The following is a 19,339-nucleotide window of genomic DNA, read 5'->3' as shown; positions in this document are numbered from 1 at the left end:
CGCTCAATCAAGGATGTAGACCACCGGGAACAGCAACACCCAGACCAGATCCACCATGTGCCAATACAGCACACCGGACTCCAGCCCACTGTTGCGCTGCGCCCCATAGCGACCTCGCCGACACCCCTCGGCCAGCCAGGCAAGGATCACCATGCCCAGCAGCACATGGAGGAAATGAAACGCGGTGAGGATCCAGTACAAGGTGAAGAACGTGTCGTGCTCCATCCCCAGCCCGTTCGCCAAGAGATGGGCATACTCCGTGAGTTTGATCGCCACATAACCGCAGGCGAGCAACAACGCCCCGCACAACAACAGCGCGGCTCGACGCGGCCGGTCCTGCCTGGCTTGCTCCTGGGCCAGGGCGGCGAACAGGCCGGCGGTGAGCAGGCTGAGGGTCATCGCCAGGCCCGTGGACCGGTCCAGCAACTGCCGGCCCTCGCTGAACATCTGCGGGTACAACGCCTGGGCGACGGTGAACGCCAGGATCAACAGCGCGAACACCGACAACTCGGCGAGGATGAAAAACCACATCGCCAGGTCCCCGGGCAATCGCCGGGACACGCCAGCGGCTTCAGCCGAAGTGGACATCGACCACATCCATCAACGCGGCAACGGTCTGCGGGTCGTCACTCAACGGCTCGGCCAGGCAGGCCAGGCAGGCTTGGCGCGGGTCCATGCCCGAGCCGATCATGCGCGCGGCGAAAATCAGCAAGCGCGTCGACGCCACTTCTTCCAGATCATGCTGGTCGAGCCGGCGCAGGGCCTGCCCGAGCCGCACCACTTGGGCGGCCAGTGCCAGGTCCACACCCGCCTCGCGGGCGACGATGCGTTCTTCATCGACCACTGCCGGATAACCAAAGCGCATCGCCACGAAACGCTGGCGCGTACTGGGTTTCATGCCCTTGAGCAGGTTCTGGTAACCGGGGTTGTACGACACCACCAGCATGAACGACGGCGGCGCCTGCAGCACTTCGCCGGTGCGCTCCAGGTACAACTGCCGCCGATCATCGGCCAAGGGATGCAGCACCACCGCCGTGTCCTGGCGCGCCTCGACCACCTCATCCAGATAACAAATGCCGCCCTCGCGCACGGCCCGGGTCAAGGGCCCGTCCTGCCACCAGGTGCCTTGGGCGCCGATCAGGTGACGGCCCACCAGGTCGGCCGCGCTCAAGTCATCGTGGCAAGCGACGGTGTACAGCGGCAGTTTCAGGCGGTGGGCCATGTGCTGGACGAAACGGGTCTTGCCGCAGCCGGTGGGGCCTTTGATCAGCACCGGCATGCCGTGATGCCAGGCTTGTTCGAACATCGCCTGTTCGTTGTCCTGGGGTTGATAAAAGGGTTCGTCGGGGTGCTGCAAAGTGTGGATAGCGTTCATGGCGAGGGCCTGGTCAGACAACACGATTGCCGGCCACGCTACGGTGCCCTGCGACAACCTGGCAAGGGCGGCGGCCGGCAAACTTGATCGCCGTCAAGCGGCTCACCACCGCCCTGGGCATAGCCTTGCATCGCACCAAGAACCTGCGCGCCGAACGTCATTTACAGCGCAGCGCGGGTCATGCCTGAGGAGAAATGGAATGCTGATCAGCCACAAAAAAACGTGGGCCCTGAGGGTGACGGCGCTGTGTACAGCGCTGGTTGCTCCCTACGCCTTCGCCGACCAACCCACCACGCCGGAGTCACCCCGGGTGGTCAAGACCGAAGGCGCACCGGACCTGAGCCAGGCCGACTTCGACTCGGCCAAGGAAATCTATTTCCAGCGCTGCGCCGGCTGCCACGGGGTCCTGCGCAAAGGCGCCACCGGCAAGCCGCTGACACCCGACATCACCCAGTCCCGCGGCCAGGCTTACCTGGAAGCGCTGATCACCTATGGCTCGCCCGCCGGGATGCCGAACTGGGGCACCTCCAACGCCCTGACCAAAGACCAGATCACGGTGATGGCCAAGTTCATCCAGCACACCCCGCCGACACCGCCGGAATGGGGCATGGCCGAAACCCTCAAGACCTGGAAGGTCCTGGTCAAACCCGAGGACCGCCCGACCAAGCAGCTGAACAACCTCAACCTGCAGAACCTGTTCTCGGTGACCCTGCGCGACGACGGCAAGATTGCCTTGATCGACGGTGACAGCAAGAAAATCGTCAAGCTGATCGACACCGGCTACGCGGTGCACATCTCGCGCATCTCGGCGTCGGGGCGCTACCTGCTGGTGATCGGCCGGGACGCCAAGATCGACATGATCGACCTGTGGCCGAAAGAGCCGACCAAGGTCGCGGAAATCAAGGTCGGTATCGAAGCCCGTTCGGTGGAAACCTCCAAATTCAAGGGCTACGAGGACAAGTACACCGTCGCCGGTTCGTACTGGCCGCCGCAGTTCACCATCATGGACGGCGAGACCCTGGAGCCCAAGCAGATCGTCTCGACCCGGGGCATGACCGTCGACACCCAGCAATACCATCCCGAACCGCGTGTCGCGGCGATCATCGCCTCCCACGAGTGGCCGGAGTTCATCGTCAACGTCAAGGAAACCGGCAAGGTGATGCTGGTCAACTACCAGGACATCAAGAACCTCACCATCACCAGCATCGACGCCGCACCGTTCCTTCATGACGGCGGTTGGGACAGCAGCCATCGCTACTTCATGACGGCCGCCAACAACTCCAACAAGGTCGCGGTGATCGACTCCAAGGAACGCAAGCTCACCGCCCTGGTGGATGTCGGCAAGACCCCGCACCCAGGCCGCGGCGCCAACTTCAACCATCCGCTCTACGGACCGGTGTGGGCCACCAGCCACTTGGGCGATGCCGGGGTTTCGTTGATCGGTACCGACCCGGTCAAGCATCCGCAATACGCCTGGAAACAGGTCGCTTCGCTCCAGGGCCAAGGCGGCGGTTCGCTGTTCATCAAGACCCACCCCGCGTCGCGCCACCTGTATGTCGACACCACCCTCAGCCCCGACGCCAAGCTCAGCCAGTCGGTGGCGGTGTTCAACATCGACAAGCTCGACGCCGGCTACACCGTGCTGCCGATTGCCGAATACGCCGGCATCAAGAAAGGCGCATTACGCGTGGTGCAACCGGAATACAACAAGGCCGGCGACGAGGTCTGGTTTTCGGTCTGGAGCGGCCAGGAAGACGAGTCGGCACTGGTGGTGATCGACGACAAGACCCTCAAGGTCAAGAACGTGATCAAGGACAAGCGCCTGATCACTCCCACCGGGAAATTCAACGTCTACAACACCCAACACGACATCTATTGAGCCCCATCAATAAGAGGAAAAATCATGAAGCCTATTCTGATCGCACTGGCCTTGACCGCCGCCTACAGCCTGCCGGCGTTGGCGCAAGACGGCCCGACACTGTTCAAGAGCAAGCCCTGCGCGGCCTGTCACGCCATCGACACCAAAGTGGTGGGCCCGGCGCTCAAGGAAGTCGCGGCGAAAAACGCCGGTGTCGCAGGGGCCGAGGCGGTACTGGCCAAACACATCAAGGAAGGCACGCAAGGCAACTGGGGACCGATGCCGATGCCGGCCAACCCGGTGACTGAGGAAGAAGCCAAGATCCTCGCGGCGTGGGTCTTGACCCTTAAATAACTGGGCAGGATCTGCCTGATACCTGTGGCGAGGGAGCTTGCTCCCGCTGGGCTGCGAAGCGGCCCCAAATAGCACCCTGACGACTCGGTGTGTCAGGCAAACCCAAGGGGCTGCTGCGCAGCCCAGCGGGAGCAAGCTCCCTCGCCACAAAAGCGGTGCAATTTTTTCAGGAGGACGTCATGGAACGACACCGCATCACCACCTCGATAACCGCCCTCCTCTTCGTTTTCTCCGCCTGCGTGCTGGCCGCTCCCGACAGCCAGCGCCAGGCCCAACTGCAACACCTGCTGGACCAGGATTGCGGCGCCTGCCACGGCCTGTACCTGACCGGTGGCCTCGGCCCGCCCCTGACCCACGAAGCCCTGGCCGGAAAATCCCGCGACAGCCTCATCGCCACCGTCACCCTCGGCCGGCCCGGCAGCGCCATGCCCGGTTGGGCCGCGCTGCTCGAACCCGACGACATCCGCTGGCTGGTGGACCGGCTCCTTCAAGGAAAACCCGCCCCATGATCCGTTCTCTCCTGTCCTCCTCGGCCATCGCCCTGCTGCTCTGCGGTTGCGCCCAGACACCGTTGCGCGGCACCGGCGATTTGGGCGTGGTGGTGGAACGCGCCAGCGGCAGCCTGCAAATCATCGAAAGCGACACCCGCACCGCCCTGGGCCGTGTCGAAGGCCTGGGCGACCTGTCCCACGCCTCGGTGGTGTTCTCCCGCGACCAGCGCTACGCCTATGTGTTCGGTCGCGACGGTGGCCTGAGCAAAGTCGACCTGCTGGGCGCACAAATCGAGCGCCGGATCATCCAGGGCGGCAACAGCATCGGCGGTGCGATCAGCCAGGACGGCAAGCTGATCGCCGTCTCCAACTACGAGCCCGGCGGCGTCAAGGTATTCGATGCCCGGACCCTGGAACAGGTCGCCGACATCCCGGCCACGCCGTTGCCCGGCGGCCAGAAACGTTCACGCGTGGTCGGCTTGGTGGATGCACCGGGACAACGCTTCGTGTTCAGCCTGTTCGACACCGGCGAGATCTGGACCGCCGACTTCAGCCAGGGCCTTACCCCGCGCATCGAGCGTTTCACCGCCATCGGCCAGCAACCCTACGACGCCCTGATCACCCCCGACGGGCGTTATTACATGGCCGGGCTGTTCGGCGAGGACGGCATGGCCCAGCTCGACCTCTGGCACCCGGAGCGCGGCGTGAAACGGCTGCTCGGGCACTACGGACGCGGCCAGGACAAGTTGCCGGTGTACAAGATGCCGCATCTGGAAGGCTGGGCCATCGCCGACCAACAAGCCTTCGTACCCGCCGTCGGGCATCACCAGGTGTTGGTGATGAATGCCCAGGACTGGCAGCAGACCGACGCCATCGCCGTGGCCGGCCAACCGGTGTTCGTCACGGCGCGACCGGATGGCCGGCAACTGTGGGTCAACTTCGCTTATCCGGACAACGACCGCGTCCAGGTCATCGACACCCAGACCCACGCCATCGTCGCCGACCTACGGCCAGGCCCGGCGGTGCTGCACATGGAATTCACCGCACGGGGTGACCAGTTGTGGCTGTCCGCCCGGGACGGTGGCGAGGTCCAGGTCTGGAACCCGTATCGGCTCGAACGCCTGGGCAGCCTACCGGCCCTGAGCCCGAGCGGCATTTTCTTCAGCAGTCGCGCACACAAGTCGGGGTACTGACCATGACACCCAGCTCACTGGCCCGGCGCCTGATCGATCGATTCCAGCATGGCCTGCCATTGTGCGCCGAACCCTATCGGGCCATGGCCGAGACCTTGGGCTGCAGCGAAGCCCAGGTCATCGATTGCCTTCAACACCTGCACGTGGCCGGGACCTTATCGCGGGTCGGCCCGGTGTTCGAACACACCCGCGCCGGGGCCAGCACCCTCGCCGCCCTGGCCGTGCCCGAAGACCGCCTGCACCAAGTGGCGGCACGCGTCAGTCAATACCCGGAAGTCAATCACAACTATGCCCGGGAACATCGCTACAACCTCTGGTTCGTGCTGACCGGCCCCAACCGGGCGCACCTGGACAACATCCTCCAGGAACTGGAACACGACACCGGTCTCACGCCCCTGGACCTGCCCATGCTCACCGCCTACCGCATCGACCTGGGCTTTGCCCTGGAGGCCACCCCATGAACATCACCCTGAGCGAACAACAGTCACTGGCCTTGCGCCGTCTGCTGGAAACCGGCCTGCCCCTGACATCCCGTCCCTTCCAGGCCTTGGCCGAACAGATCGAGGCCAGCGAGCCACAGGTGCTCGAACAGGTGCAGCGCTGGCATGAACAGGGCCTGTTCCGTCGTGTCGGCTTGGTGGTCAACCATCGCGCCTTGGGGTTTGCCGCTAACGCCATGCTGGTGCTGGATGTGCCGGACGCCCTGGTCGATGAAGTCGGCCGGCGCCTCGGCCAGGCCCCGGGCATCAGCCTTTGCTACCAGCGTCCACGGCGCCTGCCCCAGTGGCAATACAACCTGTTCTGCATGATCCACGGGCGCCAGCGTGACCGCGTCGAGGCCCAGGTCCAGGCGCTGCTGGAAGAACACCTGCTGGACGACCTGCCCCACCAGCTACTGTTCAGCACGCACCTGTTCAAGCAATGCGGCGGACGTTTCGCCGCACCGGTCGGAGCCCGCAGCGATGGATGACCTCGACCGGCGCCTGATCAATCGCCTGCAATTGGGCCTGCCACTGGTCCGTCATCCTTGGCAGGCCCTGGCCGAGGAACTGGACAGCAATGCGACCGAACTGCTCGACCGCCTGCATGAACTGCTCAACGACGGCGTGCTGACCCGCTTCGGCCCGATGTTCGACATCGATCGCCTGGGCGGTGCGTTCACCCTGGCGGCACTGGCGGTGCCCGAATCGCGCTTCGAAACCATCGCCGAGCTGCTCGCGGACATGCCCGAAGTCGCCCACAACTACCGCCGCGAACACACCTGGAACATGTGGTTCGTGCTCGCCTGCCCCAGCGAACAGGCGATCAACGACACCCTGCTGCGCATCGAGCACCTGACCGGCCTGGTGCCGCTGAACCTGCCCAAAGAGGAGACCTACCATGTCGGCCTGTACTTCCCCGTCTGAGTCGTTGTGGCAAGCGCCGCCATGGCTGGATGAAACGCCCTTGGCCCTGCGTTTGGTGGAACTGACCCAGGCCGGCCTGCCCTTGCTCGAAGACCCCTGGGCCTGGCTGGCCGAACAACTGGGCTTGAGCGTGGAATCCACCCTCGACCTGCTCAAGCGCCTGCAGGCCGAAGGCGCGATCCGGCGCATCGCCGCCGTGCCCAATCACTATCGCCTGGGTTATCGCCACAACGGCATGACGGTGTGGGACGTGGCCGATGCCGATATCGCACGCCTCGGCGCCCTGCTGGGAGCACAGCCCTTTGTCAGCCACTGCTATCGGCGCCCGCGCCGACCCGGTTGGCGCTACAACCTGTTCGCCATGGTCCACGGCCGCAGCCGCGAAGAAATCGACCGCTACCGCGAACACCTGCGCTATTTGCTGGGGGACGCCTGCGCCGCCGACGACATGCTGGTGAGCAGCCGCATCCTGAAAAAAACCGGCCTGCGGCTGACACCTGTGGGAGCAAAGCTTGCTCGCGAAACAGGGGCGTCGGTTTCTGAAGAGCGGCATCAGCTTCATCGCGGGCAAGCCTTGCTCCCACGGAGCGACTTATGTTGAGGATCAGCCACTACCTGCGAGCCCTGGCCGGGCACTGCCCCGCCCCACGTGTCGCGCCACCGGGCAGCCAGCGCCCGCCGGTGGTGATCTGGAACTTGCTCAGGCGTTGCAACCTGACCTGCAAGCACTGTTACGCAACATCCGCCGACAGCGTGTTTCGCGATGAACTGGACACAGCGGCGGCACTCCGGGTCATCGACGACCTGCATGATGCCGGCGTGCGCGTGCTGATCCTGTCCGGCGGCGAACCCTTGCTGCGCGACGATCTGTTCCAGCTCAGTGCCTATGCTCGCGACAAAGGCTTTTTCCTGGCCCTGTCCACCAACGGCACATTGATCGACGCCGCCAACATCGAACTGATTGCCGCGGCGAATTTCGACTACGTCGGCATCAGCATCGATGGCCTGGAAGCGACCCACGATGAATTCCGCCAGCTCAAGGGTAGCTTCGCCAGCTCCATGGCGGCCATCCGGCTCTGCCGCGAGCAAGGGATCCGGGTCGGGTTGCGCACCACCCTCACCCAGCAAAACCATGCCCAGCTGCCACGCTTGCTGGACTTGATGGATGAATACGACGTACAGAAATTCTACCTGTCGCACCTCAACTACAGCGGCCGCGGCAAGCGCAGTCGCAAGCTCGATGCCCAGCAGCAGATGAGCCGCGAGGCCATGGACTTGATCTTCGACAGGGCCTGGCGCGACATCGAACAGGGACGCGACAGTGACTTCGTCAGCGGCAACAACGATGCCGATGCGATCCTCTTGCTGCACTGGGTATCCCGGCACTTGCCCCAGCACTACACCGCACTGGAGCAGATGCTGCGGGCCTGGGGCGGCAATGCCTCGGGCAGCGGCATTGCCAACATCGACAATACCGGCGAAGTCCACCCCGATACCTACTGGTGGCAGCACTCGGTGGGCAACGTGCGCCAGACACCGTTCAAGATCCTCTGGCTCGATCGCCCCGATGCCCTGCTGCTGAAGCTGCGCGAACACCCCCGGGCCGTGGGCGGCCGCTGCGGGCAATGCCGATGGCTGGACATCTGCAACGGCAATACCCGTACCCGCGCCTGGGCCGACGGCGACCTGTGGGGCCAGGACCCCGGCTGCCACCTCAGCGATGACGAAATTGGCTTGCACCCGATCCCCAGCGTTGCGCTGCCCTGCGCCTGATGAACCGACGGCGAACCTGATACCGAACCAAGGAAGTCCCATGCCTGCCTCCATCGTTTTGCCCGCTGCCCTGCAATCGCCCTTCAGACCGGGCGAGGTCGCCCTGGTCGGCGCCGGCCCCGGTGACCCGGGCCTGCTGACCTTGCGCGCATGGAGCCTGTTGCTGCAGGCCGACGCGGTGGTCTACGACCGCTTGATCAGCGCGCAATTGCTCACCCTGATTCCACTCACCTGCGCCCGGCATTACGTCGGCAAGGCCGCCGGCTGCCACAGCCTGCCCCAGCCACAGATCAACGAACTGCTGGCCGACCTGGCCGACCAGGGACAACGGGTGGTGCGGCTCAAGGGCGGCGATCCGTTCATCTTCGGTCGCGGCGCCGAGGAACTGGAGTATCTGCTGGCGCGGGGTATCGATTGCCAAATCGTGCCCGGTATCACCGCCGCGGCCGGTTGCAGCACTTACGCCGGCATTCCCTTGACCCATCGCGACCTGGTCAATTCCTGCCGTTTCATCACCGGTCATTTGCAACGCGAAGGCGACTTGAACTTGCCTTGGCAAAGCCTGGCGGATGACAGCCAGACCCTGGTGTTCTACATGGGCTTGTCGAACCTCGGCACCATTGCCACGCAGTTGATCGCGGCGGGCCTGACGGCTGATACGCCGGCGGCGTTGATCAGCAACGGCACGCGCCCCGACCAGCAGGTCCTGCGCGGCACGCTCCAGCAACTGCCGGAGCTGGCGCAGGCGTGCGCCGAGGGCCTGCCAACCTTGACGGTGATCGGCAAGGTGGTCGGCTTGTTTGCCCATCAGTTGCTGGAACATCCAGCCCGTCTGCACCCGGTCCTCCCGCACCAGCCAGGTATGGCGAGGGTGGCGTCATGAGGATCGGCTGGCTTGCCCCGCTACTGTGGATCGGTGCCGTCCACGGCGCCTCGGTGCCTGAACCGGACCTGGCATGGGCCGAACAGACCTACCAGCAACACTGCCAGCAGTGCCACGGGGTCAATCGCATCGGCGCTGCCGGGCCGGCACTGCTGCCGCAAAGCCTGAGCCGGATCAAGCCCGACGAAATCCGCCAGGTGATCACCCATGGACGCCCGGCCAGCCAGATGGCGGCGTTCGGCGCAGTGCTGACTTCTGCGCAGATCGATGGCCTGACCCACTACCTTCAACGTCCGCCTGCCGTCGAGCCGACCTGGAGCGAGGCCGATACGCGCCGCAGTCATCGCCTGCTGGCGGATGTCGCCAGCCTGCCCGACAAACCCCAGCACCACGCCGACCCGCTGAACCTGTTCGTGGTGGTGGAAGCTGGCGATCATCACGTCGATATTGTCGACGGCGATCGCTTCGAGGTCCTGGCGCGCTTCGCTTCACACTTTGCGCTGCATGGCGGACCGAAATTTTCCCCGGACGGACGCTTCGTCTATTTCGCCTCCCGGGACGGCTGGATCAGCCTGTATGACCTGCACAACCTCACGCTGATCGCCGAGGTGCGGGCCGGGCTCAATACCCGCAACCTGGCGGTGAGCAAGGACGGGCGCTGGGTGCTGGTGGGCAACACCCTGCCGGGCAATGTGGTGGTGCTGGATGCCCGCGACCTGTCACTGGTCAAGACCGTTGCAACGGTGGGGCTGGACGGCCAGCCGTCGCGGGTCAGTGCGGTGTATACCGCGCCGCCGCGCAACAGCTTCATCGTGGCCTTGAAAGATGTGAAAGAGGTCTGGGAACTGTCCACCGGACCGAACCCGGACTTCGTGCCCCGGCGGATCGAGGCCGAGGATTACCTCGATGATTTTTCCTTCTCGCCTGATTACCGGCAGTTGCTCGCCACCTCCCGCAAGGCCCAGGGCGGCCAGGTGATCGACCTCGACACCGGGCGGATCGTCACTGACATCGCGCTGCCGGGCATGCCACACCTGGGCTCGGGGACCTATTGGAAACGCGATGGACACTGGGTGTTCGCCACGCCCAACATCAGCAAGGGATTGATCTCGGTGATCGATTTCGACACCTGGAAAGTCATCAAGCAGATCCCCACGCTGGGGCCGGGTTTCTTCCTGCGCAGTCACGCCAACTCCCGCTACGCCTGGACCGATGTGTTCTTCGGCCCGGACAACGATGCCATCCACCTGATCGACAAACAGACCCTGGAAATCGCCCACACCCTGCGGCCCATGCCCGGCAAGACCGCCGCCCATGTCGAGTTCACCCGCGATGGCCGCTACCTGCTGTTGAGCATCTGGGATAGCGATGGCGCGCTGATCGTCTACGACAGCGACACCCTTGAGGAAATCAAGCGACTGCCCATGAACAAGCCTTCGGGCAAGTACAACGTCGGCAACAAGATCGAGTTTGCCGAGGGGACGTCGCATTGAAAAAAAGGGGCTGATGCGCAGCCCCCAATATCAACCGCTCTGAGACACCTGGGTGTCAGGTCTCAGGACTGCTTCGCAGCCCAGCGGGAGCAAGCTCCCTCGCCACAAAAGCAGTGGTCGACTTCATTTTTGAGTACGAGCGCACCCCTGTGGCGAGGGAGCTTGCTCCCGCTGGGCTGCGAAGCGGCCCCAAAGTAGGCCTGACACACCACGTTTCACCCTTACCAGGTAAGCACCGCCCCCACCGCAAACGTGTCGGTATCTTCGTTCTGGGCGCTCGTATCGTGGCCATTGATTTCGAACTGGTTGTACTCGGCCACGAGCTTGAGGTTGTCGTTGATGTCATGGAACAGCGCAATGCCACGGGTTTCGTAATCGGCACCACTGCCCACCACGCCGTTGCCGTCGTCATCGGTCTTGCCGTAGGACAGCGCCAAGCGGTTCTTGCCCAGCTTGTACGAGCCCTGTAACAGATAGCCCTTGCTGTCGACATTGCGCAGGGTCGCTTCACCGGCGTTGTTGGTGAAAAACGGATTGATGCCCTTGGCCTGGAACCCCGAACCGGTGAGCGACAGGCCGCCCATCTTGGCCTGCACGCCGTAGCCCAGGCCCTTGGAGGTCACTGACTCGACCGTGGAATCGGTGTTGTCCGAAGTCTGGTAGCTGCCGTTGAGCCAGCTGTAGATCTTCGCCCCGCCCAGGTCGAACTGGTAGGTGATCTCGCTCTCGGTACGCGGGTTTTCCTGGTAGGCCTTGCCGGTGGCGCTGTTGTCGTTGGTGTCCACCGGGTCCATGATCCCCACCGCCACGCGCAAGCCCTCCATCACTGGCGTGCGGTAGGTGATCTGCGAGGTCGGGAACGGGTACGGATAGCCGCTGCCGATGTTGCCGAACGAGACGCCACCGCCGTCCACCAGCCCCAGGGTATCGCTGACCTGGCCATAACCGGCGAGCAGCTCGTCCAGCAGGATGTTGGAGCGGGCAAACAGGCCGAAGTCCTTGCCGACCAGCACCTCGCCCCACTCCGGATTGGCCACGGTGCCGTAGAACTGGCGCACGTCGATGGCGGTGTCGGTGCCGTTGGTTTCGCTGTCGTTGATGGTCACCCAGAACGAGGCCCGGGCGCCGAGCTTGAGGTCATCGACCTGCTTGCCCATGTTGAAACCCAGGTAGTTGGGCAAAAAGCCCATCTTGACCCGCGCCTGCCGACGGTCGTACTGCTCACCGGCGCGGTCCACGTCGCTGTTGACGTAGAAGGCGTTGATGTAGCCGTCGGTGGAAAAGGTGGTCTGGTCCTTGTCGTACAGCATGATTTCAGCGTGGGCCCAAGGCGTCAGGCCCAGGCTGGAAAGACCGGCGATGACCGCAGGCAAAAAACGCAGGCAGGTATTTTTATTGTTGTGCATGGCGCGCTCCGCAACAGGGGACGGGATGTCGGAGGCGATTATCGAAAGGCGCCAGGGCACGTCATACGCTGCCTTGGGAGCGATTGGCGGATGCTTTGGCAGCGCCGGCCCGGCGCGGCAGTTTGGGTGTAAGACGGCGAGGCTGGCGGGTGCGGTACTTTGGGTGTGGGCCGCAAGGTGGCTTGGGAGGACCAACCCATTGGGCAGTCATAGTGAGTTGGCTGGTTTGGGGCTGCTGCGCAGCCCAGCGGGAGCAAGCTCCCTCGCCACAGGGGTCGCACCCCACACTCAAAATTGAAGTCAGATCCAGCTTTTGTGATGAAGAAACTTGCTCCTACAGGGTTTGCACCGTGTTGCTTTTGTGGCGAGGGAGCTTGCTCCCGCTGGCCTGCGCAGCAGGCCCCTCGCCTTCGGCTCAGAACCGCGGCTTGACGGTCTTCCAATCCGGCCGGTAACGCTGCATCTGCCGCACATCGTCGCGCTGGCGAATGCCGCAACTGAGGAACTGTTCATGCAGCTTGCCCAGTTGATCCCGGTCCAGCTCCAAGCCAAGCCCAGGCGCCCGGGTGATCTTCACGCAGCCGTCGACAATCGGCAGCTTGCCGCCCTTGATCACTTCTTCATCCGGCTCCTGCCACGGGTAATGGGTGTCGCAGGCATAGTCGAGGTTAGGCACCGCAGCCGCGACGTGGGCCATGGCCATGAGGCTGATGCCCAGGTGCGAGTTGGAATGCATCGACACGCCCAGGCCGAAAGTGCTGCACATTTTCGCCAACACCTGGGTGTCCCGCAGGCCGCCCCAGTAATGGTGGTCGGCCAACACGATCTGCACGCTGTCCAGGGCCACGCTGCGGCGGAACTCATCGAAATCGGTGACCACCATATTGGTCGCCAGCGGCAGCCCCGTGCGCTTGTGCAGCTCGGCCATGCCATCCAGCCCGGGCGTCGGGTCTTCGTAATACTGCAAGTCATCCCCCAGCAACTCGGCCATGCGAATCGAGGTTTCCATGGACCAGTTGCCATTGGGGTCGATGCGCAACGGGTAGCCGGGAAACGCCTGTTTCAGCGCCTTGATGCAGGCGACTTCATGCTCCGGATCGAGGGCGCCAGCCTTGAGCTTGATGCTCTTGAAGCCATAGTCCTGGATCATCCGCCGGGCCTGGGCGACGATCTGCTCTTCGTTGAGCGCCTCGCCCCAATTGTCGGCCGGGTACGGCGAATCGATGTGCTCGGCGTACTTGAAAAACAGGTAGGCGCTGAACGGAATCTCGTCGCGGATCGCGCCGCCCAGCAGGTCCACCAACGGCACGTTCAGGTAATGGGCCTGCAAATCCAGGCACGCCACTTCGAACGCCGAATAGGCATTGCTCACCGCCTTGCTCGCGTGGGAACCCGGCGCCAGTTCGGCACCGGCAACGCTGGCGGGCTTCTGCGCGGCGACGGTCGCCTGGACGATGGCCCGCAACTGGTTGAGGTTGAACGGGTCCAGGCCGATCAACTGGCTCTGCAACTGCTGCTGGATCGCCAGGGCCGGGGCATCGCCGTAGCTCTCCCCCAGGCCGATGTAACCGTTGTCGCTCTCGATCTCGATGATCGAGCGCAGCGCGAACGGTTCATGGATACCGCTGGCGTTGAGCAAGGGTGGGTCGCGAAAAGCGATGGGGGTGACGGTGACGCGTTTGATCTTCATACAGCGGCTCCCGATGGGCCAGGGTTCAAGGCTTGGTTTTTTTCCGGTCGGCCGGACAGTGAATTCGGCTTATCGCGGCCCGGCTTGGTACGGGCGAAGAAAATCACCACGGCGGCCACCAGGGAAGTGATCGCCAGCCCATACAGTCCGCCCTCGATGGACCCGGTGGTCTGCTCCAGGAAACCGAAGGCCGTCGGTGCCACGAAGCCGCCAAGATTGCCGATGGAATTGATCAGGGCGATCACCGCCGCCGCGATGCGCGCATCCAGGTAGCCCTGGGGAATCGGCCAGAACAGCGCCGAGGCCGCCTTGAAACCGATGGCCGCGAAACAGATCGCCACGAAGGCAAAGATCGGCCCGCCGGTGGTGGACATGAACATGCCGAACGCGGCGATCACCAGCGTCACCGCGACCCAGGCCTGCTGGAATTTCCACTTGCCGGCCAGGGCGGCAAAACCGTACATCGCGACGATGGAAATGATCCACGGAATGGAATTGAGCAGACCGACCTGGAAGTCCCCCAGGTTGCCCATTTTCTTGATCATGCTCGGCAGCCAGAACGTGGCGCCGTAGATGGTCAGGGCGATGGAAAAGTAGATGAAGCAGAACAGCGCGATCTGTCGGTCGGCCAGCAACTTGAACATCGACGGCTTGATCACTTGCGTGGCTTCCCTAGCCCGCTGTTCTTCGGCAATCGCGGCGATCAGGACAGTCTTCTCTTCGGCCGTCAGCCATTTGGCCTGGCTGGGGTGCGATTGCAGCCAGAACCAGACGAACCCGCACAGCACGATGGAGGCAAAACCTTCGATCAGGAACATCCACTGCCAGCCATGCAGGCCCATCCCGCTGATGTGCAGCAAGGCGCCGGAGACCGGGCCGGAAATCACCGAGGCGATGGCCGAGCCGCTGAGGAAGATCGCCATCGCCTTGCCGCGCTCGTTGGCGGGCAGCCATTGGGTGAAGTAATAGATGATGCCGGGAAAGAACCCTGCCTCCGCCGCGCCGAGGATGAAGCGCAGCACATAAAAACTGGTCTCGCCGCGCACAAAGGCCATGGCCATGGCGGCCGCGCCCCAGGTGAACATGATGCGCGTCAACCAGGCCCGCGCGCCGTAGCGTTGCAACAGCATGTTGGACGGGACTTCGAACAGCGCGTAGCCGATGAAGAACAGCCCGGCGCCGAGCCCGTAGGCCGCCGCGCCGATGCCCAGGTCGGTTTCCAGGTGGCTGCGCACGAAGCCGATGTTGACCCGGTCGATGTAGTTGACGATGAACATCACCACCACCAACGGCAGCACATGACGTTTGACCTTGGCCGCCGCGAGCGCCAGGGTGTTGTCATGGGTGGAGTCCGTTACGTTATTCAAGGGTGCCTCCCGATCGTTGTTTTTGTGGGGAACGGGACGATGATGGACGCGGCGGATTGTTCCCGTCTAATCTAACTTGGCACTTGATTGATACCTGGATTGAATCAATGTTTGAACTGGCCCAGTTGCGCTGCTTCACCACCGTGGCGACCGAACTCAACTTCCGGCGTGCCGCCGAACGCCTGAACATGACCCAGCCACCGCTGAGCCGGCAGATCCAATTGCTGGAGCATCACCTGGGCGTCGAACTGTTCACCCGCAGCACCCGTAGCGTGGCGCTCACCGCCGCCGGCCGGGCGTTTTTCATCGAAGCGCAGAACCTGTTGGAACAGGCGCAACAGGCCGCCGAGGCCGCCAAACGTTTTGCCAAGGGTGACATCGGCTCGGTCACCATCAGCTTCGTCGGCAGCGCGGTGTACGAGTTCTTGCCCAAGGTGATTGCCGAGGCCCGGCTGAAACAGCCCCAGGTCAAAATCGTCCTGGCGGAAATGAACACCTACCAACAGCACGAAGCCCTGCGCGCCCGGCGCATCGACCTGGGCATCGTCCGCTCGCCGCTGCTGGAAACCAGCTACGCCACCGAATGCCTGGTGCGCGAACCCTTCGTGCTGGCGGTGCCTGCGGGTCATCCGCTGGCCAGCGCTGAAACCGTCAGCGTCCAGGACCTGGACGGACAACCGTTCCTGATGTACTCCCACGCCGCCTACCCGCCCTTCAACGAACTGCTCACCGGCATGCTGCGCTCGGCCCGGGTCGCACCGCAATTCGTGCAATGGCTGGGGTCGTCGCTGACGATCCTGGCCCTGGTCAACGCCGGCATGGGCCTGGCCCTGGTACCGCGTTGCGCCAGCAGCGTGGTGTTCAAGCACGTGGTGTTTCGCGAGATCGATTTGGGCGAAGGGGTGCAGAGTGAGTTGCACCTGGTGTGGCGGGAGGACAATGACAACCCGGCGTTTACCATGTTGCTGGAAGGGATTCGGGGGGCGGTTCGGGAAGGCTTGTGAAGGCGGAGCAACAAGGCCCATGGGGTTGGCAGTGGCTGACCGAGCGTCGTGGACTTAGGTTGTGAGGGCGCTTGCAGCGCCCCCACAACACTACCTGGTGACTACCCAGGCTTGTGGTTATCCAGTACTCGATTGACCGCTAACTCACCCAACATGATGACCCGTTGCAGCACCAGCATCGTTTGGCGTCTTGGGCCGTCCGTCAAATCGGTGAGGTCGCTGACCATCACGCTGGCGGATGCCAAGGATTCGCACGCCTCAACGAGTAACGTTTCGTCATCCACCGCTGCGTCGATGGTGAAGATCGTGCTGGGCTTGCGGGGCTGTATCTGCGTTTTCGTTGCCCCGGGGTTCAGGTAGTGCTTGAGCGCGCGGTCTGCCGCCTCTTTCAATTTTTCAGGGTCGAGAGAGTCGCCGTAGAGTACCGAGTCGATATCCGGGGGGTTGGGAGTTACTTTGAACATAATTGACAATCCTATATTGGAGCTGCAACCGTTCTCTACTAAAAGAAGGGTGGCGGCTGTACGCAGGTTAGTAGACCGGCAGGATTGGCAAAACCCGGCGCGCCCGAGGACGCCCTGCGCACAACCACCATTTAGTTCAGGCATATAAATGACCTGACTGAACAGTGCTCAAGCACTTCACCAAACCTGATGGGCTACTAAACCCGACCACTGATGGGCAGTGGCAGGTAAACGATAGAGGCCAGGGGCAAAGCGCACAAGCCAGCGGATTCTGACGCATGCGTAAGTAAGGACGCAAGGTCTCGTAGCCTTTCAGGCGTAATGTGGAGTGTATTTAAACGTGTCGCGCTGGATATGTTTACGACAATTAAACGGGTCGATTTTTTCTTCGTTATTTATTGGGGCTGTATTGGTGTAAATACAGTGTCTTATGGGAGGCTCCGGGGTCATCGATATTAAACGAGCTCATGCCGTAGATAATACGTTGGCGGATGCTTTGGGGAATGTTCCTACAGTTGGCCGGCTACAACTTGTTGCGTTATCAAATGGCACCTTGCCCGATATTGACCTGCGGTTCCTCATAGACCGATTGGACTTTGATCGTTTGATCGTTCCCACGCTCTGCGTCACCTTCCAGAAGCGGAACGCCGAGCGTCCCTGGCGACATTCCCACGCTGGAGCGTGGGAACGATCGAACTGTGGCCTGTGAAACCCGTGGCGAGGGAGCTTGCTCCCGCTGGGCTGCGAAGCAGCCCCTGGTACTGACACCGAGGTGTGCCAGGTTTATGGGGAGCAGTTTTTCGGGCTGCTGCGCAGCCCAGCGGGAGCAAGCTCCCTCGCCACATTATCAGCGCTCTTGAGCCATGCGCCCGGCTGGTTTGCCAACGCCTCACTTCAGGTTGTACGATGACCGACGAGCATGCTTCGCTCGCGTTCCTGATACCTACAACAACAAGGAAATCCCCATGAAAAAAGCGACATTGGTCATCGGCTTCTTGTGCCTGTTCGGCGGCTACGCTACGGCCGCTACATCGCCCGAGCAGGAAGTGGCCCAGGCGGTCGATCATTTGACCCAAGCCATGCTGCACAAAGACATCCCCCAGCTCCAGGCACTGGCCGCCGAGAACCTGACCTATGGACACTCCAGCGGCAACATCCAGGACAAGAAAGCCTTCATCGCCGACATCGAAACGGGCAAGAGTGCGTTCAAGACCCTGGAAATGAAAAATCAGAAAATCACCCTGTCCGGTGATGTGGCGCTGGTGCGCAATCACTTCTCGGCCCAGGCGCTCAAGGGCACTGAAGTGGTGCCGACGGAGATCGAGAACTTCCAGATCTGGCAGAAGCAGAAGAATGGCAAGTGGCTGCTGATCGGGCGTCAGGCGTTTCGGTTCTGATAGCGGGTTGACCGGGAAGACCTCTGTGGCAAGCGGAATTCTGTTCACTTGAGGCTGCTGTGATTCCTGTGGCGAGGGAGCTTGCTCCCGCTGGGCTGCGTAGCGGCCCTTTCTGTGAGCGCTTCGCACTCAAGCGGGAGCCCCCACCCTCGCCACGGAATGCGGCCCGCGCCGGGGGGATTACCACAAGTCGCGGCCCACTGCTCCCGGTACTGCAGCAGAAAATCCACAAAAGCACGCACCCGCTGCGGTACGTACCGCCCATGGGGATACAGCAACGTGAACGGACGCGAACGTCCCGCGTACGGCGCTAGCACCTCCAGCAACTGCCCGTTGGCCAGCTCCTGTTCCACGATGAATTTGTAGGTCTGGAACAATCCTGCGCCATGCTTGGCCAACGTCACCCCGCCCAGTACATCATCCGAGCAGCAATACCCGCCCTGTCCGAACACTTCCTTCTCCTTGCCCTCGACATTGAACAGCCAGGAAATCCGTCGCCCGCTGCTGGGCAGTTCGAACTGGATGCACTCGTGGTCATCCAGGTCTTCAAGCACCTGCGGCGTGCCGGCCTTGCGCAGATACTCCGGGGAGGCGACCACCACCAGCTTCGCGTCTTCCAGCAGCCGGGCGATCATCGACGAATCGGGTTGGGCCCGCACCCGGATGGCAAGGTCATACCCTTCGGCAACGAAATCGATGTTTCGATTGCTCAGGTGCAGGTCCACCGTCACTTGCGGGTACAGCGCCCGAAAAGCCGGGAGCAAGGGCAGGATGCGATAGTGGCCGTAAGTGGTGGGCAGGCTGATGCGCAGTTGCCCGGACGGCACCGATTGCGCGCCCATCATTTCCTGTTGCGCCTCGACCAGTTGCGTCAGCGCTTGCCGGCATTGCTCGAAATAGATCCTGCCGGCTTCGGTCAGTCGGATGCTGCGGGTGGTGCGCACGAAAAGCCGAGAGCCCAGGCGCTCTTCCAAGCGAAAGATCGAGCGGCTCACTGCCGCAGGCGTAACGCCTGCCAACTGCGCCGCCGCGGTGAAACTGCCCGCCTCTGCCGCGAGGCAGAACAGTTCTATGCTGCCCAACTGCAGGTCTTCGAAATGACGCTTCATGATTCGTTACACCGCGTATCAACTGAAGTTTCCAAATGCCTGTTTATCAGTACGTGGCGTATAAATACAGTGGCCT

At 62.8% G+C, this 19,339-nt stretch carries 19 protein-coding genes and 1 pseudogene; 13 read left to right on the top strand and 7 right to left on the bottom strand.

Annotation, left to right across the window (positions count from 1 at the left end):
• Positions 1-3 precede the first annotated feature (3 nt).
• Positions 4-588 carry a cytochrome c oxidase subunit 3 family protein gene (locus ACIPQ1_RS11260; protein WP_250963159.1) on the bottom strand — a complete coding sequence of 195 codons (585 nt, stop codon included), beginning with the start codon at positions 586-588 and terminating at the stop codon, positions 4-6.
• On the bottom strand, positions 572-1,306 hold the full coding sequence (locus ACIPQ1_RS11255; RefSeq protein ID WP_411387502.1) for a CbbQ/NirQ/NorQ/GpvN family protein: 735 nt from the start codon (positions 1,304-1,306) through the stop codon (positions 572-574). Before ACIPQ1_RS11255 ends, ACIPQ1_RS11260 begins: the two co-directional genes overlap by 17 nt.
• Positions 1,307-1,574: 268 nt before the next feature.
• Between ACIPQ1_RS11255 and nirS the strand changes: the two genes are divergently transcribed.
• From nirS to ACIPQ1_RS11200, 11 genes are all read left to right on the top strand, one after another.
• The gene (gene nirS / locus ACIPQ1_RS11250; RefSeq protein ID WP_186704968.1) at positions 1,575-3,254 is read left to right on the top strand and encodes a nitrite reductase; all 1,680 of its coding nucleotides are present in this window, start codon (positions 1,575-1,577) and stop codon (positions 3,252-3,254) included.
• Between the two features lie 24 nt (positions 3,255-3,278).
• Positions 3,279-3,587, top strand: a complete 309-nt coding sequence (locus tag ACIPQ1_RS11245) for a c-type cytochrome (RefSeq protein WP_250963162.1) — start codon at positions 3,279-3,281, stop codon at positions 3,585-3,587.
• Between the two features lie 179 nt (positions 3,588-3,766).
• Positions 3,767-4,096, top strand: coding sequence for a c-type cytochrome (locus ACIPQ1_RS11240; protein ID WP_446534112.1), 330 nt, complete (start codon positions 3,767-3,769; stop codon positions 4,094-4,096).
• On the top strand, positions 4,093-5,271 hold the full coding sequence (locus ACIPQ1_RS11235; protein ID WP_411387434.1) for a cytochrome D1 domain-containing protein: 1,179 nt from the start codon (positions 4,093-4,095) through the stop codon (positions 5,269-5,271). Before ACIPQ1_RS11240 ends, ACIPQ1_RS11235 begins: the two co-directional genes overlap by 4 nt.
• 2 nt (positions 5,272-5,273) lie before the next feature.
• Positions 5,274-5,732: an Lrp/AsnC family transcriptional regulator gene (locus ACIPQ1_RS11230; protein ID WP_411387433.1), complete on the top strand. Its 459-nt coding sequence runs from the start codon at positions 5,274-5,276 to the stop codon at positions 5,730-5,732.
• Positions 5,729-6,241, top strand: a complete 513-nt coding sequence (gene ahbB, locus ACIPQ1_RS11225; protein ID WP_250963166.1) for a siroheme decarboxylase subunit beta — start codon at positions 5,729-5,731, stop codon at positions 6,239-6,241. Before ACIPQ1_RS11230 ends, ahbB (ACIPQ1_RS11225) begins: the two co-directional genes overlap by 4 nt.
• Positions 6,234-6,677 (top strand): Lrp/AsnC family transcriptional regulator, encoded by a 444-nt coding sequence (locus ACIPQ1_RS11220; protein ID WP_250963167.1) that lies wholly within the window; start codon positions 6,234-6,236, stop codon positions 6,675-6,677. The genes ahbB (ACIPQ1_RS11225) and ACIPQ1_RS11220 overlap by 8 nt, the downstream gene beginning before the upstream one ends.
• A complete protein-coding gene (ahbB, locus tag ACIPQ1_RS11215) occupies positions 6,652-7,278 on the top strand; it encodes a siroheme decarboxylase subunit beta (RefSeq protein ID WP_446534111.1) in 627 nt (208 codons plus the stop codon). Before ACIPQ1_RS11220 ends, ahbB (ACIPQ1_RS11215) begins: the two co-directional genes overlap by 26 nt.
• Entirely contained in the window at positions 7,272-8,450 is a 1,179-nt protein-coding gene (nirJ, locus tag ACIPQ1_RS11210; protein WP_446534110.1) for a heme d1 biosynthesis radical SAM protein NirJ, read from the top strand. The genes ahbB (ACIPQ1_RS11215) and nirJ overlap by 7 nt, the downstream gene beginning before the upstream one ends.
• 40 nt (positions 8,451-8,490) lie before the next feature.
• A complete protein-coding gene (gene cobA, locus ACIPQ1_RS11205; RefSeq protein WP_446534109.1) occupies positions 8,491-9,333 on the top strand; it encodes a uroporphyrinogen-III C-methyltransferase in 843 nt (280 codons plus the stop codon).
• Positions 9,330-10,826 carry a cytochrome D1 domain-containing protein gene (locus ACIPQ1_RS11200; RefSeq protein WP_446534108.1) on the top strand — a complete coding sequence of 499 codons (1,497 nt, stop codon included), beginning with the start codon at positions 9,330-9,332 and terminating at the stop codon, positions 10,824-10,826. The genes cobA and ACIPQ1_RS11200 overlap by 4 nt, the downstream gene beginning before the upstream one ends.
• 221 nt (positions 10,827-11,047) lie before the next feature.
• On the opposite strand, the gene ACIPQ1_RS11195 is transcribed toward ACIPQ1_RS11200, so the two are convergent.
• The 3 genes from ACIPQ1_RS11195 to ACIPQ1_RS11185 form a co-directional block, all read right to left on the bottom strand.
• Entirely contained in the window at positions 11,048-12,232 is a 1,185-nt protein-coding gene (locus ACIPQ1_RS11195) for a porin (RefSeq protein ID WP_411387428.1), read from the bottom strand.
• 415 nt (positions 12,233-12,647) lie between these two features.
• Positions 12,648-13,922 carry a glucarate dehydratase family protein gene (locus tag ACIPQ1_RS11190; RefSeq protein WP_446534107.1) on the bottom strand — a complete coding sequence of 425 codons (1,275 nt, stop codon included), beginning with the start codon at positions 13,920-13,922 and terminating at the stop codon, positions 12,648-12,650.
• Positions 13,919-15,289 carry an MFS transporter gene (locus tag ACIPQ1_RS11185; RefSeq protein ID WP_411387427.1) on the bottom strand — a complete coding sequence of 457 codons (1,371 nt, stop codon included), beginning with the start codon at positions 15,287-15,289 and terminating at the stop codon, positions 13,919-13,921. The genes ACIPQ1_RS11190 and ACIPQ1_RS11185 overlap by 4 nt, the downstream gene beginning before the upstream one ends.
• A gap of 107 nt (positions 15,290-15,396) precedes the next feature.
• Here ACIPQ1_RS11185 and ACIPQ1_RS11180 point away from each other — a divergent pair, with 107 nt between their 5' ends.
• On the top strand, positions 15,397-16,293 hold the full coding sequence (locus tag ACIPQ1_RS11180) for a LysR substrate-binding domain-containing protein (protein WP_446534106.1): 897 nt from the start codon (positions 15,397-15,399) through the stop codon (positions 16,291-16,293).
• Positions 16,294-16,394: 101 nt separating this feature from the next.
• Here ACIPQ1_RS11180 and ACIPQ1_RS11175 read toward each other — a convergent pair whose 3' ends face one another.
• Positions 16,395-16,757 (bottom strand): DUF6124 family protein, encoded by a 363-nt coding sequence (locus ACIPQ1_RS11175; protein ID WP_003202533.1) that lies wholly within the window; start codon positions 16,755-16,757, stop codon positions 16,395-16,397.
• Positions 16,758-17,722: 965 nt separating this feature from the next.
• On the opposite strand from ACIPQ1_RS11175, the gene ACIPQ1_RS11170 reads away from it, so the two are divergent.
• Positions 17,723-18,154 carry a nuclear transport factor 2 family protein gene (locus ACIPQ1_RS11170; protein ID WP_250963176.1) on the top strand — a complete coding sequence of 144 codons (432 nt, stop codon included), beginning with the start codon at positions 17,723-17,725 and terminating at the stop codon, positions 18,152-18,154.
• A gap of 191 nt (positions 18,155-18,345) precedes the next feature.
• Here the strand turns inward: ACIPQ1_RS11170 and ACIPQ1_RS11165 are convergent.
• Positions 18,346-19,263 (bottom strand): annotated as a pseudogene (locus ACIPQ1_RS11165) (LysR substrate-binding domain-containing protein); the annotation flags it as partial.
• Between the last annotated feature and the right edge of the window lie 76 nt (positions 19,264-19,339).

This window comes from Pseudomonas sp. LARHCG127 (genome assembly GCF_052871455.1).
The sequence above is the reverse complement of the archived record's forward strand: the minus strand, read 5'-3'. Positions and strand labels throughout refer to the sequence as shown.

What these genes read in the sequence shown, in the direction of transcription:
- ACIPQ1_RS11260 (WP_250963159.1), bottom strand. Translation starts at nt 588, where the DNA reads ATGTCCACTTCGGCTGAAGCCGCTGGCGTGTCCCGGCGATTGCCCGGG.
- ACIPQ1_RS11255 (WP_411387502.1), bottom strand. Translation starts at nt 1,306, where the DNA reads ATGTTCGAACAAGCCTGGCATCACGGCATGCCGGTGCTGATCAAAGGC.
- nirS (WP_186704968.1), top strand. Translation starts at nt 1,575, where the DNA reads ATGCTGATCAGCCACAAAAAAACGTGGGCCCTGAGGGTGACGGCGCTG.
- ACIPQ1_RS11245 (WP_250963162.1), top strand. Translation starts at nt 3,279, where the DNA reads ATGAAGCCTATTCTGATCGCACTGGCCTTGACCGCCGCCTACAGCCTG.
- ACIPQ1_RS11240 (WP_446534112.1), top strand. Translation starts at nt 3,767, where the DNA reads ATGGAACGACACCGCATCACCACCTCGATAACCGCCCTCCTCTTCGTT.
- ACIPQ1_RS11235 (WP_411387434.1), top strand. Translation starts at nt 4,093, where the DNA reads ATGATCCGTTCTCTCCTGTCCTCCTCGGCCATCGCCCTGCTGCTCTGC.
- ACIPQ1_RS11230 (WP_411387433.1), top strand. Translation starts at nt 5,274, where the DNA reads ATGACACCCAGCTCACTGGCCCGGCGCCTGATCGATCGATTCCAGCAT.
- ahbB (WP_250963166.1), top strand. Translation starts at nt 5,729, where the DNA reads ATGAACATCACCCTGAGCGAACAACAGTCACTGGCCTTGCGCCGTCTG.
- ACIPQ1_RS11220 (WP_250963167.1), top strand. Translation starts at nt 6,234, where the DNA reads ATGGATGACCTCGACCGGCGCCTGATCAATCGCCTGCAATTGGGCCTG.
- ahbB (WP_446534111.1), top strand. Translation starts at nt 6,652, where the DNA reads ATGTCGGCCTGTACTTCCCCGTCTGAGTCGTTGTGGCAAGCGCCGCCA.
- nirJ (WP_446534110.1), top strand. Translation starts at nt 7,272, where the DNA reads ATGTTGAGGATCAGCCACTACCTGCGAGCCCTGGCCGGGCACTGCCCC.
- cobA (WP_446534109.1), top strand. Translation starts at nt 8,491, where the DNA reads ATGCCTGCCTCCATCGTTTTGCCCGCTGCCCTGCAATCGCCCTTCAGA.
- ACIPQ1_RS11200 (WP_446534108.1), top strand. Translation starts at nt 9,330, where the DNA reads ATGAGGATCGGCTGGCTTGCCCCGCTACTGTGGATCGGTGCCGTCCAC.
- ACIPQ1_RS11195 (WP_411387428.1), bottom strand. Translation starts at nt 12,232, where the DNA reads ATGCACAACAATAAAAATACCTGCCTGCGTTTTTTGCCTGCGGTCATC.
- ACIPQ1_RS11190 (WP_446534107.1), bottom strand. Translation starts at nt 13,922, where the DNA reads ATGAAGATCAAACGCGTCACCGTCACCCCCATCGCTTTTCGCGACCCA.
- ACIPQ1_RS11180 (WP_446534106.1), top strand. Translation starts at nt 15,397, where the DNA reads ATGTTTGAACTGGCCCAGTTGCGCTGCTTCACCACCGTGGCGACCGAA.
- ACIPQ1_RS11175 (WP_003202533.1), bottom strand. Translation starts at nt 16,757, where the DNA reads ATGTTCAAAGTAACTCCCAACCCCCCGGATATCGACTCGGTACTCTAC.
- ACIPQ1_RS11170 (WP_250963176.1), top strand. Translation starts at nt 17,723, where the DNA reads ATGAAAAAAGCGACATTGGTCATCGGCTTCTTGTGCCTGTTCGGCGGC.